Genomic DNA, 17,024 nt, shown 5'->3' with positions numbered 1-17,024 from the left:
GGCATGATAAAGGATTATTGGATTTTTTCGATTTGTACGTCAGGTTGGGCTGGCATGTCTTCCACGCCGCCGACTTTCACCAGCTTCACATCGAAAATCAAGGTTGAGTTCGGGCCGATTTTATCGCCTGCACCTTGTTCGCCATAAGCCAGTTTGGCAGGGATAAAGAAGGTTGCTTCGCCGCCTTCTTTCAACAATTGTACGGCTTCTTGCCAGCCCGGAATCACTTGGTTAACCGGGAAGCTTACCGGTTGGCCGCTGTTTTGTTTGCTGCTGTCGAATACTGTGCCGTCAATCAAGCGGCCTTCGTATTCTACGGTCACCACATCGTCTTTGGTCGGTTTCTTGCCGGTGCCTTCGTTTTTCATCACATATTGCAAGCCTGAAGCAGTGGTTTTCACGCCTTCTTTAGCCGCATTTTCTTTCAGGAAGGCTTCGCCTTTTTCCAGATTGGCTTTGGCATCTTCAGTGCGTTTGGCTTGCGCTTTTTCCTGCTGTTCGGTCAGGAATTTCATCATCACCTCTTGCGCCTGCATTTCATTCATTTTCGGCTCTTTACCGTCATACACGGTTTGCAGAGCTTCGTTGAATACTTTCAGGTCGATGTCGGTGCCTTGGTCTTTCATTTGTTTCAAAGAACGGCCGATGTCCACACCCATTGCGTAGCTGGCTTGTTGCGCCGGTGTGCCGATGGCATCCACGCTGTTTGCTGCACCGGAAGCAGCAGAAGCTGCTGCAGGGGCTGCGCCCGCATCTTTTTTCTCACAAGCAACCAATGACAAGGCGGCGGCCAGAGCCAGCGCGCTGAATTTGAAAGTTTTGTTCATAATGCTGTTTCTTTGAATGAAAAAGGAAAACGTGATTATAGCCCAGAATGCCTGAAAATGAATCAGGCCGTCTGAAAAATTATCGTTGGATTTGTAAAGATGATGGATGGATTTCAGACGGCCTATGCCGTCTGAACACTTATGCCTTGCCTTCCATTTTGTGATGCTCAATGTCGAAACCGCTTTGACGGTAAGCACGGAAGCGTTCGCGTGCTTCGGCCAAATCTTCCAAACTGTTGCCGACAATTTCCAGTACACGCTCGGGCGGTTGTAGCGCGTCTGTCCAAAAATCAGGCGATAGGTTTAAAACGGTAATGTCGGCAGGAAGCGTGGGTAAGGTATGGCCGGTAGCCAGTAAAACCGGTGTTTCAGACGGCATCGTTTCATGGGGTTGCCAAATTTCGTGCGGGATAAAACTTTCCGCATCCTGCTGCCATAAATCGCGGTCGAGACGGGCAATCGCGTCGGCCGAATCCGACCAAACCAATACGCGGCCGCCATAACGAATTGCGCGGGCAGCCAAACGGCAGGCGAAAACGGCAGGTTGGGCGACATGGGTGTAAAAAGTGGCTTTGGGCATGGCAATATCGGGCAAGATTGAATCGTGTTGAATTATAACAAAAGGCCGTCTGAAAATATGCTTTTCAGACGGCCTGATTGATGAATGTAGTTTATTTCACATTACGCAAGTAATTCAACAGCAAAGGAACAGGGCGGCCGGTGGCGCCTTTTTCGCTGCCGGATTTCCATGCCGTGCCCGCGATGTCGAGATGCGCCCATGGGTAATCTTCGGTGAAATGCGACAGGAAAGTGGCGGCGGTAATGGTGCCGGCGCCCGGTGTACCGATGTTCGGCAGGTCGGCAAAGTTGGATTTGAGCTGTTCTTTGTAGGTGTCAAACAGCGGCAGTTGCCATGCTTTGTCGTTGACTTCTTTAGACGAAGCCAGCAGGCTGTCGACTAATTCTTGATTGTTGCCCATCACGCCGCTGACATCGTGACCTAAGGCGATGATGCAGGCGCCGGTGAGGGTTGCCACGTCGATGACGGCTTTCGGCTTGAACTGTTCGGCGTAGGTGAGCGCGTCGCACAAAATCAGACGGCCTTCGGCATCGGTATTCAGCACTTCGATGCTCAAGCCTTTCATGCTGGTAACGATGTCGCCCGGTTTGGTGGCCATGCCCGATGGCATGTTTTCGCAAGTCGGTACAATCGCAATCAGGTTAATCGGCAATTGAAGTTTCACGGCCGCGCAGAAGGTGCCGATGACGGTGGCCGCGCCGCACATGTCGAATTTCATTTCATCCATGTTCAAGCCCGGTTTCAGCGAGATACCGCCTGTGTCGAAGGTGATGCCTTTGCCGACCAACACGATGGGTGCGGCTTCTTTGTCTGCCGCGCCAAAGTAAGAGAGTTCGACCAAATAAGGGTCTTGCACGCTGCCTTTTGCTACCGCCCAAAACGAACCCATATTGGCTTTGATATAGTCTTTTTCGATGATTTTCGCCTGTGCCCCCAATCGCTCTGCTTCAGATTTGGCGGTGGCGGCTAAAAATTCCGGCGTGCATTCGTTTGGCGCGGCATTGCCCAAATCGCGGCACAGGCTTTGGCCGAACACTTGTGCATCGGCTACTTTTACGGCTTGGTTAACTTTTTCAGCATGCTCGGTGTGGAAAGTCGTGTGGGTGAGCTTGGCCGGTTTGGCTTCTTTTTTGTAGCGGTCGAAACGGTAGGCGGCGTTGCCAAATGCTACGGCAAAGGCTTCGGCCACGCGCGGGGCGTTGATTTCGCAAAACGGCATAATATCAACGCTGACTTTCTCTTGCTTCTGCGCCCATTGGGCGGCTTCGGCAGCGGCTTTGTCGAACGTGGCGCGTTCTAAGTCTTTCAGATACACTACGGCGATGGCTTGCAAACCGTTAGTAGCAGGGATTTTGGTTTCGGCAAAAGATTGGCCTTCTTCCAGCGAGCGGAACAGGGCAAGGGCGGTGTCGTTGTTGAGCTGGGCTTCTTCCGTACAAACAAATAACGCTGCGCCTGCCTGATTCGGCTGCAATTTTTCGGCTTTTGTGCTAAATTCCACGTTTATTCTCCTGATTGAATGTGGGTGTTCGGATGTTTCAGACGGCCTGTTGCCGTGTGAAAAAGATGAAATGATTGTACTCCATCATCAGGCCGTCTGAAACCTTATTTCATGATGTCGGCAGGCTGCGCGTTTGTGTTATGGCGTTTCAGACGGCCTGCAAAAAAGACAGCGAGAACCTGCCAACCGGCTTTGTGCCGCCCAGCTTGAAATAGCAATCATATGATTTATCAAAGAAATTTTATTAAAGAATTGTCCTTTACCGCGGTCGGCATTTTTGTGGTGCTGCTGGCGGTATTGGTGTCGACGCAGGCGATTAACCTGCTCGGGCGCGCTGCCGACGGACGGGTCGCGATCGATGCCGTGTTGGCCTTAGTTGGCTTCTGGGTCATCGGCATGACGCCGCTGCTGCTGGTGTTGACGGCGTTTATCAGTACCTTGACGGTGTTGACCCGCTATTGGCGCGACAGTGAAATGTCGGTGTGGCTCTCCAGCGGCTTGGCCTTGAAACAATGGATTAAACCGGTGATGCAGTTTGCCGTGCCGTTTGCCGTGTTGATTGCCGTGATGCAGCTTTGGGTGATGCCGTGGGCAGAATTACGCAGCCGCGAATACGCCGAAATTTTGAAGCAGAAACAAGAGCTTTCTTTAGTCGAAGCGGGTGAGTTCAACGCTTTAGGCAAGCGAAACAACCGCGTTTATTTCGTGGAAACCTTCGACACCGATTCAGGTGTGATGAAAAACCTGTTTTTGCGCGAACAAGACGACAAAGGTAACGACAACATCGTGTTTGCCAAAGAAGGCAATTTTGCGCTGACCGATAATAAACGCACATTAGAATTACGCAACGGCTACCGCTACAGCGGCACACCGGGGCAGGCCGATTACAATCAGGTGTCGTTTGAAAAGCTGAGCCTGATTATCAGCACTACGCCGAAAATCGTTGATCCGGTTTCCCATCGCCGCACCATTCCGACCACGCAATTGATCGGTAGCAACAATCCGCAGCACCAAGCCGAACTCATGTGGCGCGTGTCTTTGCCGATTAGCGTGTTGTTGCTGACCATGCTGGCAGTTCCGCTGTCGTATTTCAATCCGCGCACCGGTCATACTTATAATATATTGATTGCCATCGGTTTATTTCTGATTTATCAAAACGGCCTGACCTTTTTGCGCAACGCGGTGGAAGACGGCAAAATCCATTTCTTCATCGGCCTGATTCCGATGCACGTGTTGATGTTTGCCATTGCCGTGGTGTTGCTGCGTGTGCGCAATATGCCGGCGCAACCGTTTTGGCAAGCCGTGGCGAAAAGCTTGAGTTTGAAAGGCGGAAAATGAATCTGATTTCACGTTATATTATCCGCCAAATGGCCGTGATGGCTTTGTATGCTTTGTTGGCGTTTTTGGCTTTGTACAGTTTTTTTGAAGTGATTGACGAAGTCGGCAACCTTGGCAAAGGCGGCTACGACGGCGCAACAATGGCGCAATATGTGCTGATGCAGATGCCGGCGCGCGCGTATGAACTGATGCCGTTGGCAGTATTAATCGGCGGCTTGATTTCCTTGAGCCAATTGGCGGCGGGCAGTGAATTGACGGTGATGAAAGCCAGCGGCTTGAGCACCAAAAAGCTGTTGATTATTTTGGCGCAATTCGGTTTGATTTTTGCCTTGGCTACTGTGGCCTTGGGCGAATGGGTCGCACCAAAACTCAGCCAACGCGCCGAAAACCTGAAAATCACCGCCATCAACGGCAAGCTTACTGCAGGCGATACTGGTTTATGGCTGAAAGAGAAAAACAACATCATCAACGTGCGCGAAATGTTGCCGGATAAAACCCTGCTGGGTGTTAAAGTGTGGCAGCACAACGAGCAATACGAATTGGCGCAAGCAGGCGAAGCCGAATCGGCGGTGTTGAATGCCGATGGCAGCTGGCAGTTGAAAAATGTGCGCCACAGCGTGATTCACGATGACCGAATTGAAATCAAAACCGCAGCCGAGCAACGCTGGGAAACCGCGCTTAATAGCAAATTGCTGGATGTGCTGTTGGTCGATCCCGATCAAATGTCGGTGTCCGAGCTCACCACCTACATCGCGCATTTGAAAGACAACCATCAGCAAACGCAGAGCTATTCGATTGCTTGGTGGCGGAAAGTGATGTATCCGATCGCCGCCTTAGTGATGGCTTTGGTGGCCTATGCCTTTACCCCGCAAACCACGCGCCACGGCAACATGGGTTTGAAACTGTTCGGCGGTATTTGCTTAGGCTTAGCCTTCCACTTCGCCGGCCGCTTGTTTGGCTTTACCAGCCAGCTTTATGGTGTGCCGCCGTTTTTGGCCGGTGCACTGCCAACCATTATCTTTGCTGTTTGGGCGGTTTACCTGATTCGCAAACAGGAAAAACGTTAAACATTCAAGCAAAAGGCCGTCTGAAACTTAATGTTTCAGACGGCCTTTTAAATTGGTCAAGTTGATTAGCGGAGCCAGCCGCGTATGCGCTCTAATCCGCCAAAATTAATGCAGGCATCGGCATGGGCTTGTGCTTTGGGCTTGGCGCGATACGCTACGCCGATACCGGCGGCTTCCAGCATAGGAATGTCGTTGGCACCGTCGCCCATGGCTAAAGTTTGTGCAGCGGTTAAGCCGAGTTTATCGCGGTATTCTTTTAACAAATTTTGTTTTCTTTGCGCGTCCACCACATCGCCCAAGACTTGGCCGGTGAGTTTGCCATCGATGATTTCCAAAACATTGGCAAACTGGTATTCAAAGCCGAATCGTTGTTGCAGGCGTTCAGTGAAGAAGGTGAAGCCGCCGGAAACCAGCAGGAATTTCACATCGTGTTTTTTGCATTCTGCCAATAAATATTCCGCACCGGGCGACAGTTGCAATACGTTTTCATACACATCGTGTAAAAATTGTTCGTCCAAACCTTTGAGTAGAGCCACGCGGCTGCGTAAAGATTGCTCGAAATCCAGTTCGCCACGCATTGCTCGCTCGGTAATTTCGGCTACTTGTGCTTTCAAGCCGGCACCGGCGGCGATTTCATCAATGCATTCGATGGTAATCAGCGTGGAATCCATATCGCTGACAATCAGTCCCAAATCGTTAAATGCCATATCGGGCAAGACTGCGGCATCGATTTCTTGGCGGTCAAGCTCGGATTTCGCGGCAGCAGGCAGGGTAAAATCTTCGGCTACAGTAAAACGCAAGCTGTGTGGCATGTGTTGTGGTGCAGCGAGATTAAGGTTTTGCAATGCGCTTAAATCGCAGCGTGAAAGATCGGAGTGTTGCAGCACAAGAACGTTTGACATGATGGAGAAATGATTGGGTTGGGAAATCGCGATTATAGCAAAGAAAGAAAAGGCCGTCTGAAACAATCTGTTTCAGACGGCCAATATGTACAGCTTGGATTTGAATAGCTAAATTAAGCAGTCAAAGTGCCTTTGGTCGAAGGCATTTTGCCGCTCATACGCTCATCGTATTCCACTGCCATGCGTAGGGCGCGACCGAAGGCTTTGAACACGGTTTCGGCTTGGTGGTGGGCGTTTTTACCGCGCAGGTTGTCGATGTGCAGTGTCATCATGCTGTGGTTTACCAAGCCGTGAAAAAATTCGCTGAACAAATCGACGTCAAAACGGCCAATCATGGCGCGGGTGAATTCGATGTTGTATTCCAAGCCCGGGCGGCCGGAGAGGTCGAGCACCACGCGGCTTAAGGCTTCGTCTAAAGGAACGTAGGCATGGCCGTAGCGCCGAATACCCATTTTGTTGCCCAAGGCTTGTTTTAAGGCTTGGCCTACGGTGATGCCGATGTCTTCAACGGTGTGGTGGTCGTCGATGTGTAAATCGCCTTTGCACACAATATCCAAGTCAATCAAACCGTGGCGGGCAATTTGGTCGAGCATGTGGTCGAGAAACGGCACGCCGGTGTCGAAACGGCCGATACCGCTGCCATCCAGATTGAGCTGTACGGTAATTTGGGTTTCGCTCGTGTTGCGCGTCACGCTGACATAGCGGCCTTCGGTGGCGATGGGTGCAACATCGTTTTCAGACGGCATACCACCTTGGATGAGAGTTAAGTTAGCAGCTTCTGCCGCTTGTTCCTGCTCTTGCGCTGCGGCTTTTTCTTGGTCTTTGCTGTGGTCGCGGTCAAGCCAGCCTTTGCGCTTGCTCATGCCTTGTTCTAATTTCTGCGCCAAGCTTGGACGGATACCGCGGGCTTTTTCGTCGTCGACTTGTTCTTCCAAGCGGCGTTTGAGTTGGGACAAAGAGGCGGCATTTTCATAACCGCATTGGCGCGCCAGCTTGGTGAGAGAGCCAGCTTCTTCAATCAGTAAATATAGATTGTCTAAATGGCGTTTGGTTTTATTCATGGTGACAAGTCTCGTGTTTAAGCGTAAAGCTTGCGGATAATATTTAAGACGGCATCATTTTGCTCGGGCGAACCGATGGTCACGCGGACGCATTGATCCAAAAGCGGATGGTTGCCATGCAGTTTTTTAATCAGAATGTTGTTCTGCTTTAAGGTTTCAAATAATTCGACCGCATCAGGCACGCGGACGGTAATGAAATTGGCTTTGCTCGGAAAGGCTTTCAGACGGCCTATCGCGGATAATTCGGCAAACATGCGTTCGCGCTCGGTTTTTAATTTTAGCACATTGTCATGAATGATTTCAAAGTGTTGCATGGCAAATTTTGCCGTGGCCAAGCTTAATTGGTTCATATTGTAGGGTGGCAAGACTTTAGCCAATTCATTCATGATGTTTGCGCTGCCGGCCGCATAGCCGATACGGATACCGGCAAAACCGATTTTGCTGACGGTGCGCATCACCACCAAATTATCCACGCTGCCGGCTTGCGGTAGGAAACTGTCGTCGCTAAACGCACCGTAAGCTTCGTCCACTACCACAATGCCTTTTGACGCACGAATCACGGCTTCAACTTCTTTACGTTTAAAACGCACACCGGTCGGATTGTTGGGGTAGGCGATAAAGGTTAGCGCGGGATTGTGTGTGTCAATGGCAGCTAAAACGGCCGGTAAATCAAGCGTGAAATCGTCATTTAATGGCACACCGACATAGTTCATGCCAAATAAAGCCGCGTTTTGTTTATACATCACAAAGCTCGGTTCTACCGCCAGCATGGTTGCACCCGGTTTGGCCAACAGCAGGCTGATGAACTGAATCAATTCGTCGGAGCCATTGCCCAAAGCCACAGATGCTGCTTCAGGGATATCAAAAGCTTCGCGCAAAGCTTCTTGCAGGCCGCTGGCGGCAGGGTTGGGGTAGAGATGCACATCGGCTTGAGCCAGTAGCGCCGTCCATTCGTTTAACAGCTCAGGCGAACCGGCAAACGGGTGATACGGGCTTTCCATCGCATCTAATTTGATAAAATCTTTCGGTAAATCGGCAACGTGATAAGCTGTCATGGCTTTAATGTCGTCGCGAATAAAATCAAGCGCAGGCATGGTGATTCCTATATATAGGGAGATGAGAACATTAGATTTCGCAAAATTTTATTGATAATGCGAATACAACACCGAGTGTTATTAATGCGCCGATACGCGCAAAGAATTGTAATGTAACATAAAAAGCGCATAAAAACAGCTATTTTAGCGACAATATTTTTTCAGACGGCCTATAATGTTCAATAAATAGCTTAAACGGATTCTGAATGAAGGGGGACACAATGAAATGGATACCGTTGTTGATGACGGCAATAGCCCTCAGTGCCTGCCATGCACCCAACCAAAACACACAGCCTAAAAACATTACCGAAAGCCAAACACGCCAACAAACCAATAATCTAGTGGAAAAAGGCATACAAGCTTATGAGCAACATCGCTACGCCGAAGCCATGACATATTTCACCCAAGCATCGGCAGCGGGTCATATGAGTGCACCACGCTACATTGGCATGATGTATTTAAACGGTTACGGCGTGGAAAAAAATGCCCGTCGTGCAGTAGCCGAATTCAGCAAAGCCGCGCAATGGGGCGATGTGACCGGCCAATTCTGGTTGGGTTATTGTTATGAACAAGGCATTGGTGTCGCCCAAAACCGCGAGCAAGCCTTGAAATGGTATGAGCTTTCTGCCCGCCAAGGTGATGCTTATTCTGCCCCTGCTATGACTGCTTTAGGCCGTATGTCGGAAAGCGAAGATTTGCATGAAGCAATTGAATGGTATCAAAAATCTGCCGCAGTCGGCGATAAAGAATCACGCGTCGCATTGAAACGCTTAGATGTAAAACTGTAATGATAGATGAATGCGTATGAAAATATGATGAAAAACACATCAAGTTTTCATAGGTGTTTATGTAAAATATATCATTGTTAATAAAAGGCCGTCTGAATATTAATATTCAGACGGCCTTTTATAGTTGTTTCAAATAGAAATCAGGCAAGGCGACAGCGACCACCTTGTACAAGTAATACATAAGAGCGCAGGCAATATTGTATGGCTATGGTTTTAAATGGCTATGTTATGCGCGGAAATACAAACCTGTCCCATCACGGATGCAACGTATCGGCCAATGATAAACCTGTTGCAGCAAATCTTCGCGCATCACGTCTTGTGGTGTGCCGGTGGCGATGATTTTGCCTTGATTCATTAAAACAATATGTTGTGCGTAATGAGCAGCCAGATTCAAATCGTGCAGCACCATAATGCTGCTGAACGTGTTTTGTTGCTCGCGCAAATATTGCATCAATTTATGCTGGTGACGAATATCGAGATGATTGCAGGGTTCGTCCAAAAGCAACACGGGTGCGTTTTGCAACAGCGCGCGGATGATGTTGGCGCGTTGCTGTTCGCCGCCGGATAAGCGGCTGATGCGCTTGTCGGCTAAATCGATTAAATCGAAATATGCCAATAATTCATCGGTTTGTGCGGCTGTCTGTTTCAGATGGCCTGTGTATGCAAACGCAGATAACGCAATGTATTCGCGCACGGTCATCGGCATGGCGTATTGGCCGTGTTGCCCGACCCATGCCACTCGGCCTTGTTTGATTTGTGGTGTGGCAGGTTGGCCGAAAAGGTTCACTGTGCCGCTGCCGGCTTGGCCGATTAAGGCTTTGAGCAGGGTGGATTTGCCCGCGCCGTTGGGGCCGATGATAGCGGTGTTTTGATTGCATGGGAACGAAAGCGCGTCCACTTCAAGCAGGGTTTTACCGCGAATGGCGACTTGCAGCGACTGAATTTCAAAGGAAGCATTCATCAGCGGCTCCGCAACGGTTTGATAAACAAATACAGGAAAAACGGCCCGCCCAGCAACGCAATGATGATGCCCACCGGCACATCCACCGGATAAGTCAGCCAACGCGCCGCGCCATCAATAACCAACAGGAAAACCGCACCAAACCAAGCCGATAGGGCAATCAGTTTGCTGCGGCTGCCACCAACCGTTTGCGCCAGCACATTCGGAATCATCATGCCCAAAAAGCCGATGATGCCTGCTAATGATACCGCCGCACCGGTCATCAAAGCCGCGCCGATAACAGTTTGCAGCCGCACCGCGCTACCGACACGCCCATACTGACCGCCGTGTCTTCCCCTGTCATCAACACATCCAAACGCTTGCCGCAAAACAGTAAAATCATAAAGCCTGCCGCCATTGTGATTAAGGCGAATAGGGGCGAAGTGAAGCCCGATTCGGCCAAGTTGCCCGACAGCCAAGTGGTTGCGCTGCGTAACACCATGTCGTCTGAAAGAAACAGAAGCAGGCTCACAATCGCAGCGGAAAATGCGCTCAACACAAAACCCATCACCAGCAAGCCCAGCGTGCCGCCGCCGAATAAGCGATGCGCCGCCAAAATCAGCAAACAAACGCCCAACGCACCGAGAAATGCCGCCATCGGCACGCCAATCACACCGCCACCGAATGCCAACACAATAATCACCCCCAAGGCCGCGCCGCCTGATGTACCAATCAGGCTGGGGTCGGCCAAGGGGTTTTCAAATAAAGCCTGCAAAGCCGCGCCGGAAGCTGCCAAACCTGCGCCGACCAGCAAAGCGGTGTAGATGCGCGGCAGACGGATTTGTTGAACGGTTTCGTCCATTTGCAGCGGTGATTGCCATTCGCCGAAGCCTATGCCGCTGCATATATAAATGGCGGCGAGGGTGAGAAGGATATTCAGGATAAGGGTGTGTGGTTTCATGTCGGTAAAGTGTTTCAGACGGCCTTTGGGTTTATTGTTGGGGACATTAATCTTTTAAATTTTAGGCGAAGGTTTCGGGCAGGAACGATTTTGCCCCCTCCCATCCCCTCCCCCGCAGGGCGGGAGAGGGTACGGGTTGCTGTGGGGGTGAGGATTGCTGTGGTTGGGTTGATGGTTTTTGTTTTACTGTTTACCTAAAGGTTGCAGGCCGTCTGAAAGCAAACCGTTTTCAGATGGCCTTGAGCTTATTTACCCAATGCATTCAAACGCTGTACCACTTGCGGTGTATCCAAGCCGTAACGGAACATGTCGTTGGCTTTCCAGAAATAGATTTTGCCGTTTTTAGCGGCGGGCGAGGCGGCGACTTCGGGTTTCACGGCAAAGCCTTTGAGGCCGCCCAGCGTTTGTGCGTGGTGGTCGGCGATGATGATGACATCAGGCTTGGCCGCCAGCCATGCTTCGCGCGTCATTGGTTTCATGCCATCAATGGCCGCTGCGGCGTTGATGCCGCCGGCGCGTTTGATGAGTTCGTCGGCAGCGGTGTTTTTACCGGCGATGATGCGGCCGTCGTAGCTGAAGAGATAGCGTTTGCCGTTGGCCGGCTGCTGCTTCATCTGCGCCTGCCATTTAGTCGCGAGCTGCTCAGCTTGGGTGGTTTTGCCGATGAGTTTGCCTACTGTGCGGATGCTTTGCGGGTAGGTGTTGATGTCGTCAGTCGGCGCAACGTTGACGGCATTCACGCCGGCCTTTTTCAATTGGGCGAAAATACCGGCAGGCTGCGCCATCCATGTGCCAAGTGCGATGTCGGGTTTCACGGCGATAATCGGTTCGGCGCTCAGGTTGCGGTGGATGCCGATGCTGGGTTTGCTTTTTAAGACAGGGTTTTGCACGGTTTGGTCGCGGCCGACTACTTCGTTAATCGAACCGAGTGCCACGACGATGTCGCCGACATCGGGTGTGAGCACCACAATACGTTGGGCGTGGGCAGTGGCGGCGGTAAACAATAATGCGCATAAGCTTAAGGTTTTGAAATTCATATCGGGGTCTTTCTGATTATTGTTTCAGACGGCCTGTTTCCATCTTAAAGGCCGTCTGAATATTAAAATTTCATCTGCAAGGTAGCCGCCACATTGCGGCCGCTTTCGGTGTAGAGGTCGAGCACGTTGGCGGTACTCATGCCGGCCACATCGGCGTGCTGCCAATATTTTTTATTGCCGACGTTGTACACCGTTGCGCCCAATTCGATGTTTTTGCTTGGTTTATACCATGCGCCGATGTCCCACACGCCGTAGCCCGGTGCTTGGAAAATGCTGTCGCTGCTGACGCGGCTGTGTTTTTTCGACCAGCGCAGTTTGGCGTTGGCGCCCCATTTTTCTTGCACATAATCCACGCCCAATACGCCGTTGAGTGGGTAGGCAGTGTTGAGCGGCGTGCCGTCTTTCTGTTCGCCTTTCATCCAAGCCAAGCTGCCGTTGACGCGCCAGTTGTCGGTGAACTTGTGGCTGGCGGCCAGTTCGGCACCGTAGGTTTTGACGTTGTCCAGATTTTGGTATTGATACTGGATAATGCTGCGGCCGTTGACCGTTGCCGTGCCGATTTCAGTGCGGTCGATAAAGTTCTTATAGCGGTTGTAAAACGCAGTGATTTGCGCGCGGGTGCGTTCGTCTCGGTATTTCAAGCCTGCTTCAAAACTATTGGAATATTCGGATTTCAGGTTGTTGTTGGGTAATACAGCATAGCCGTAGGTGGTGTTAGAGAAAGACATGGTGGCGCTGTCAAAAGGCGGTGTGCGGAAACCGCGCGAATAGCTAGCAAAGCCGGTGAACCGTTCGCCCATCGGCACGCTCAAGCGCAGGCTGGGAGCGAAAGTGTGGTCGCTGAAGCTGGTGGCTTGGCCATCGGGATTGGCGTTGAGATAGGCTTGGTCGATGCGGGTGTTGAGTTTGTCTTTTTCATAACGGATGGCAGGGGTCAGCACGACGCCGTTGTCAAAGGTTAAGCTGTCTTGGGCATACAGGCTGAAGGTTTTGCGTGTGCTGTCGGGAAAGGTTTTATTGGGATAAGTGCTGCCGGCGTACACCTTGCTGGTGGCACCGGTTAAGTTATCTACCGTCAGGCTGTCGCGCGGACGGGCGGTTTCGGTGTGTTTGAATTCTGCACCGGCGACAATGGTGTGTTTCACTGCGCCGGTTTGCGCTTCCCATACGCCCTTGCTGTTGATGCCGCGGATGGTTTGATCAAAGCCGTAATCAGAATAACGGGTTGAATCCGCGGTGGTGCGGCCGTTGATGCTGGTCACGCTGGCATTGACGGCATCGTCTTCGGAAGTCAGTTTTTGTTGATACACATTGACTGAAGCTTCTTTCAATGCATTCTCGCCACGGAAACGGTAGCCCAATTCCATGCGCTGACGGCGCACGCGGTCGCGTGCGGTGGCCAGGCTGTTGTCGGTGGTGATGGCCATATTGTTGCGTGTAACGGTGCTGCTACCCAAACTGTTGGCCAGATTGGTGTCGTTGGCGCGGTAGAATTGTTCAAACAAAGCTTCTATGCGGTGGGTTTCGTTACCGATGTTGCCTTTGGCTAAGATATTGTAGCTGTTGTTTTTTTGTGGATTGGTGGCGGTGCGGGAAGTTGAATAGCTTTTATTGCTGCCCATGTTTTCAGTTTCATGGCCTTGACGGCGGGTCAGCATCAGCAAACCTTCGGCATTTTCATGATAACCGGCCATGCTGGCGGTGACACCGTGGCTGCGGTCGCGGCTTTTGTAGCCGTATTTCAGGCCGAAATGGCTGCGTTTGTCAGCATCGACAAAATCAGATGGCGAGTAAGTAGCCATATTCACCACGCCGCCCAAGGCATCGCTACCATATAGCGCGGAATAAGGGCCTTTGACAATATCGACTTGCTTCAAAGTGTCAGGTTCGACCATATCGCGGCCGGAAATCGCGCCGTTGGTGCCGCCGCCGGCATAAGATTCGGGAATACGGATGCCGTCGACCATCATCAGAATGCGGTTGCCGTCGATGCCGCGAATATTCACACCGGCATGGCCGCGGCGGTTGTTGTCCGACGGCACGCTGACACCGGCTTCATACAGCGTGATGTCGTCAAGGTTAGATGCATTCGCTTGATTGAGCGTTTGGCGGGTAATCACGGCCACATTCGGCGCGGCTTTATCAAGCTTCTGTGCGGTGCGGTCGGCGGTGACGGTCACGGTTTCCAGCTCTTGTTGTGCCATTTCGGCAGCATAAAGCGGAGTGGTAAAGAGGGCGGCGATACTGAGAGTTAAGATACGAGGTCTCATGATAATTAATGTGTGTGTTTATTGAATAGAAGTAATTATTATTTACAAAAATTTAAAAAAATGCAAGTTATTATCAATTTTATGTGAATAAAGGCCGTCTGAATGTTCAGACGGCCTTTGGGTTGTTTTAGTCAATTGAATAAAAAGTTATTGATATTAAACTGGATTTTAAGTCGGTAAGCTGTTGGTGATTTCTGTCCATTTGTCTAGCTCGGTTTCGCCTTCTTGGCGGCGGCCGAAAATCTGGATCACGGTGCGGCGGCGGGAATCAAAACCTTCAATGCAGGTCACAAAGCCTTCGCGTACCGGACGGCACACGACCCATGTTTCGACGATTTCATCGTCTTTCAGGTGCATACTGAAGCCTTCTTCTTTGCCATCGAGCACATTCAAATACCCGCGCGCGCGCACAATGTGATGCACTTTGCCGGTTTGAATCTGCACCAAGCCGCGGTTGCCGGCGAAAATCATGATTTCGATACCGGCATCGCGTGCTTGTTCTAAAACCGATTGCCATGCTTCATGGGTGAGCTTTTTCGTCATGCCTTGCGGCGCGTAAGGGTAGGACGCTTGGCGGTCAAGCGCGAAGGTTTCCAAAAGGCCGCTGAAATGATGCACATCTTTGATTTCCAACCAACGCTCTTGAAACGCGGCAATGCGGTTTTCCGGCAAGGGGGCAGGAATCTCCACCGGCGGCAGATCGGCAGTGGCAAATTGCGGTTTGCCCTCGGTTTGGAACTCGGCAATCAAGGCATCCCATGCAGCAATGCGGCTATCATCGCGCATAAACACTTTTTGTAACGCGGTGCCGAATTCATCGTAAAACTGAATCGAGCGCGAAACCTTATCGCCGTTGTGGTTGGTCACCGCCAAAACATGATGCCAACGCGCCGGAAAAATCCGTAAATCGATGCCACCGATATTGAGCGCGATGCCCGAAGTCGGTGCTAAGCTAACATTTTCATACACGCCTTGTTTCTCATGCACGCAGACATCATTACGCACCACGCACTGCACTTCTCCCAAAGAATGAAGCTTGAGCACCACGTCGCGAATGTTGCTGCCCAAATACACGCTTTGAGGCGCATCGGCCATTAATGCGCCTTCGCTAACACCCAAATCCGCCGCACCTTCGCGCGGAAAATACATGCCCTCGCGGGCGGCTTTGTTGGCTTGATATTGTTGCCAGAGGTTACTCATGATGAACTCCTTGTGAGACCTTTGCAAAATCCCTATCTTTGGCACATTTCTTCGTTGTGCGCTGCTCGAAAGCTTGCCTATCTTCGTGATATGTCTTCGCTTTCTACGCTGCTACAACTTTGAACTGTACTCAAATCTAGGGTTTTGCAAAGGTCTCTGTGTTAATTTTCAGACGGCCTGTCGGCGATTCAAAATATAAATGATAATGAATTGTATTTTATTTTTATCAGTATTGCCAAATTTATGATGAAAAACTCACCACCGTGCATTGAATTTTTGCCCACTAAGCCTTATAACAATGAAACAGAAATTATTTGATTGGAAAAAGAAAAAACATGAGCCATACCGTTCATCTGCAATTTGAAGGCATCGACAATACCGTGCTGCAACGCCTGTGCGGCGCGCTCGACGGCAATTTGGAGACCTTGGCCAAGGCTTTGGATATTGAAATCAGTCGCCGTTTTGAACATTTCACTTTTATGGGTGAACTCGCCCACGCAGGCCGTCGCGCGTTGTTGGCTTTGGCCGAAACCGCCGAAAAAGGCGATTTAGACGATCATGTGATTCAGTTGGCTGCAGTGGAAGCCAAAACCGCCGATGAAAAACATGAAGAAAAACACCGCGATCATCAATACTATTTCCGTACCAAACGCGGCAGCATCGGCGGGCGTACGCCACGTCAAAACGGCTATATCCGCGCCTTGCTCAATCACGATGTTGTTTTCGGCTTAGGCCCGGCCGGTACCGGTAAAACCTATTTGGCTGTGGCCGCAGCGGTGGACGCGATGGAAAAACACCAAATCGAGCGCATTGTGTTGGTACGTCCGGCGGTGGAGGCGGGCGAGAAACTTGGCTTCCTACCGGGTGATTTGGCGCAAAAAGTCGATCCTTACCTGCGCCCTTTGTATGACGCGCTGTATGATTTGATGGGCTTTGACAAAGTCACCAAGTTGATGGAAAAAGGCTTGATTGAAATTGCGCCGCTGGCCTATATGCGCGGCCGCACGCTCAATGGCGCATATGTGATTTTAGACGAAGCGCAAAACACCACGCCCGAGCAGATGAAAATGTTCCTGACGCGTATCGGCTTCGGCGCCAAAGCTGTGATTACCGGTGACATCAGCCAAATTGACTTGCCGCGCAATATCAAATCCGGCTTGAAAGACGCACGCGAAAAACTCGCCAACGTGGAAGGTTTGTATTTTCATACATTCACCAGCGAAGACGTGGTGCGCCATCCTTTGGTGCAGAAAATTGTTGAAGCTTATGAAGAAGCGGAAGAGGCTGAAGAGGGCAAACGTGCTGAATAAGTGAGGCTGTGTATTTAAAATAGGTGAAACAACAGGCCGTCTGAAACAATGAACTGTCCCCCAATTCTTGGACAAGTTAATAATCTTTCTCAAACAGCCTGTTCAAGCTGGGTTCTGTAAGCCACAGGACTCAGCTTTTTTAAATTCA

The 17,024-nt window shown here is 50.8% G+C and carries 14 protein-coding genes and 1 pseudogene; 4 read left to right on the top strand and 11 right to left on the bottom strand.

What is annotated here, in order from left to right; translation table 11 throughout:
* Nucleotides 1-14: 14 nt before the first annotated feature.
* The 3 genes from CRG49_RS02675 to CRG49_RS02665 all read right to left on the bottom strand — a co-directional run bounded on the left by CRG49_RS02675 (nt 15) and on the right by CRG49_RS02665 (nt 2,908).
* Nucleotides 15-827 carry an FKBP-type peptidyl-prolyl cis-trans isomerase gene (locus CRG49_RS02675; RefSeq protein WP_095502466.1) on the bottom strand — a complete coding sequence of 271 codons (813 nt, stop codon included), beginning with the start codon at nt 825-827 and terminating at the stop codon, nt 15-17.
* A gap of 139 nt (nt 828-966) precedes the next feature.
* Nucleotides 967-1,407: a DNA polymerase III subunit chi gene (locus tag CRG49_RS02670; protein ID WP_095502490.1), complete on the bottom strand. Its 441-nt coding sequence runs from the start codon at nt 1,405-1,407 to the stop codon at nt 967-969.
* A 91-nt stretch (nt 1,408-1,498) separates the two neighbouring features.
* A complete protein-coding gene (locus CRG49_RS02665; protein WP_095502465.1) occupies nt 1,499-2,908 on the bottom strand; it encodes a leucyl aminopeptidase in 1,410 nt (469 codons plus the stop codon).
* A gap of 222 nt (nt 2,909-3,130) precedes the next feature.
* Here CRG49_RS02665 and lptF point away from each other — a divergent pair, with 222 nt between their 5' ends.
* Together lptF and lptG are read left to right on the top strand one after the other, a co-directional pair.
* Nucleotides 3,131-4,246, top strand: a complete 1,116-nt coding sequence (gene lptF / locus CRG49_RS02660; protein WP_095502464.1) for an LPS export ABC transporter permease LptF — start codon at nt 3,131-3,133, stop codon at nt 4,244-4,246.
* Complete coding sequence (gene lptG, locus CRG49_RS02655) at nt 4,243-5,313, top strand: LPS export ABC transporter permease LptG (RefSeq protein WP_095502463.1); 1,071 nt, start codon at nt 4,243-4,245, stop codon at nt 5,311-5,313. Before lptF ends, lptG begins: the two co-directional genes overlap by 4 nt.
* Nucleotides 5,314-5,378: 65 nt before the next feature.
* Here lptG and serB read toward each other — a convergent pair whose 3' ends face one another.
* The 3 genes from serB to hisC all read right to left on the bottom strand — a co-directional run bounded on the left by serB (nt 5,379) and on the right by hisC (nt 8,370).
* Nucleotides 5,379-6,215 carry a phosphoserine phosphatase SerB gene (serB, locus tag CRG49_RS02650; RefSeq protein ID WP_095502462.1) on the bottom strand — a complete coding sequence of 279 codons (837 nt, stop codon included), beginning with the start codon at nt 6,213-6,215 and terminating at the stop codon, nt 5,379-5,381.
* A 113-nt stretch (nt 6,216-6,328) separates the two neighbouring features.
* Nucleotides 6,329-7,276 carry an imidazoleglycerol-phosphate dehydratase HisB gene (hisB, locus tag CRG49_RS02645; RefSeq protein ID WP_095502461.1) on the bottom strand — a complete coding sequence of 316 codons (948 nt, stop codon included), beginning with the start codon at nt 7,274-7,276 and terminating at the stop codon, nt 6,329-6,331.
* 17 nt (nt 7,277-7,293) lie between these two features.
* The gene (gene hisC / locus CRG49_RS02640; protein ID WP_095502460.1) at nt 7,294-8,370 is read right to left on the bottom strand and encodes a histidinol-phosphate transaminase; all 1,077 of its coding nucleotides are present in this window, start codon (nt 8,368-8,370) and stop codon (nt 7,294-7,296) included.
* Between the two features lie 221 nt (nt 8,371-8,591).
* Between hisC and CRG49_RS02635 the strand changes: the two genes are divergently transcribed.
* On the top strand, nt 8,592-9,158 hold the full coding sequence (locus tag CRG49_RS02635; protein WP_095502459.1) for a tetratricopeptide repeat protein: 567 nt from the start codon (nt 8,592-8,594) through the stop codon (nt 9,156-9,158).
* 226 nt (nt 9,159-9,384) lie between these two features.
* Here the strand turns inward: CRG49_RS02635 and CRG49_RS02630 are convergent, their stop codons facing one another.
* The 5 genes and pseudogenes from CRG49_RS02630 to CRG49_RS02610 form a co-directional block, all read right to left on the bottom strand.
* Complete coding sequence (locus CRG49_RS02630; protein ID WP_095502458.1) at nt 9,385-10,119, bottom strand: ABC transporter ATP-binding protein; 735 nt, start codon at nt 10,117-10,119, stop codon at nt 9,385-9,387.
* Nucleotides 10,119-11,059 (bottom strand): annotated as a pseudogene (locus CRG49_RS02625) (FecCD family ABC transporter permease). The gene CRG49_RS02630 and the pseudogene CRG49_RS02625 overlap by 1 nt, the downstream one beginning before the upstream one ends.
* Before the next feature lie 245 nt (nt 11,060-11,304).
* A complete protein-coding gene (locus CRG49_RS02620) occupies nt 11,305-12,096 on the bottom strand; it encodes a hemin ABC transporter substrate-binding protein (protein ID WP_095502456.1) in 792 nt (263 codons plus the stop codon).
* A 62-nt stretch (nt 12,097-12,158) separates the two neighbouring features.
* Nucleotides 12,159-14,366: a TonB-dependent hemoglobin/transferrin/lactoferrin family receptor gene (locus CRG49_RS02615; protein WP_095502455.1), complete on the bottom strand. Its 2,208-nt coding sequence runs from the start codon at nt 14,364-14,366 to the stop codon at nt 12,159-12,161.
* Nucleotides 14,367-14,534: 168 nt separating this feature from the next.
* Nucleotides 14,535-15,566, bottom strand: coding sequence for a ChuX/HutX family heme-like substrate-binding protein (locus CRG49_RS02610; RefSeq protein ID WP_095502454.1), 1,032 nt, complete (start codon nt 15,564-15,566; stop codon nt 14,535-14,537).
* A 335-nt stretch (nt 15,567-15,901) separates the two neighbouring features.
* On the opposite strand from CRG49_RS02610, the gene CRG49_RS02605 reads away from it, so the two are divergent.
* Nucleotides 15,902-16,876 carry a PhoH family protein gene (locus CRG49_RS02605; protein ID WP_095502453.1) on the top strand — a complete coding sequence of 325 codons (975 nt, stop codon included), beginning with the start codon at nt 15,902-15,904 and terminating at the stop codon, nt 16,874-16,876.
* Nucleotides 16,877-17,024 lie beyond the last annotated feature (148 nt).

This window comes from Neisseria sp. N95_16 (genome assembly GCF_002551535.2).
Lineage (GTDB): Bacteria > Pseudomonadota > Gammaproteobacteria > Burkholderiales > Neisseriaceae > Neisseria > Neisseria brasiliensis.
This window is presented reverse-complemented; position numbering and strand designations above follow the sequence as displayed.

Coding starts and splice junctions, on each gene's coding strand:
- CRG49_RS02675 (WP_095502466.1), bottom strand. CDS start 827: ATGAACAAAACTTTCAAATTCAGCGCGCTGGCTCTGGCCGCCGCCTTG.
- CRG49_RS02670 (WP_095502490.1), bottom strand. CDS start 1,407: ATGCCCAAAGCCACTTTTTACACCCATGTCGCCCAACCTGCCGTTTTC.
- lptF (WP_095502464.1), top strand. CDS start 3,131: ATGATTTATCAAAGAAATTTTATTAAAGAATTGTCCTTTACCGCGGTC.
- lptG (WP_095502463.1), top strand. CDS start 4,243: ATGAATCTGATTTCACGTTATATTATCCGCCAAATGGCCGTGATGGCT.
- serB (WP_095502462.1), bottom strand. CDS start 6,215: ATGTCAAACGTTCTTGTGCTGCAACACTCCGATCTTTCACGCTGCGAT.
- hisB (WP_095502461.1), bottom strand. CDS start 7,276: ATGAATAAAACCAAACGCCATTTAGACAATCTATATTTACTGATTGAA.
- hisC (WP_095502460.1), bottom strand. CDS start 8,370: ATGCCTGCGCTTGATTTTATTCGCGACGACATTAAAGCCATGACAGCT.
- CRG49_RS02635 (WP_095502459.1), top strand. CDS start 8,592: ATGAAATGGATACCGTTGTTGATGACGGCAATAGCCCTCAGTGCCTGC.
- CRG49_RS02630 (WP_095502458.1), bottom strand. CDS start 10,119: ATGAATGCTTCCTTTGAAATTCAGTCGCTGCAAGTCGCCATTCGCGGT.
- CRG49_RS02620 (WP_095502456.1), bottom strand. CDS start 12,096: ATGAATTTCAAAACCTTAAGCTTATGCGCATTATTGTTTACCGCCGCC.
- CRG49_RS02615 (WP_095502455.1), bottom strand. CDS start 14,366: ATGAGACCTCGTATCTTAACTCTCAGTATCGCCGCCCTCTTTACCACT.
- CRG49_RS02610 (WP_095502454.1), bottom strand. CDS start 15,566: ATGAGTAACCTCTGGCAACAATATCAAGCCAACAAAGCCGCCCGCGAG.
- CRG49_RS02605 (WP_095502453.1), top strand. CDS start 15,902: ATGAGCCATACCGTTCATCTGCAATTTGAAGGCATCGACAATACCGTG.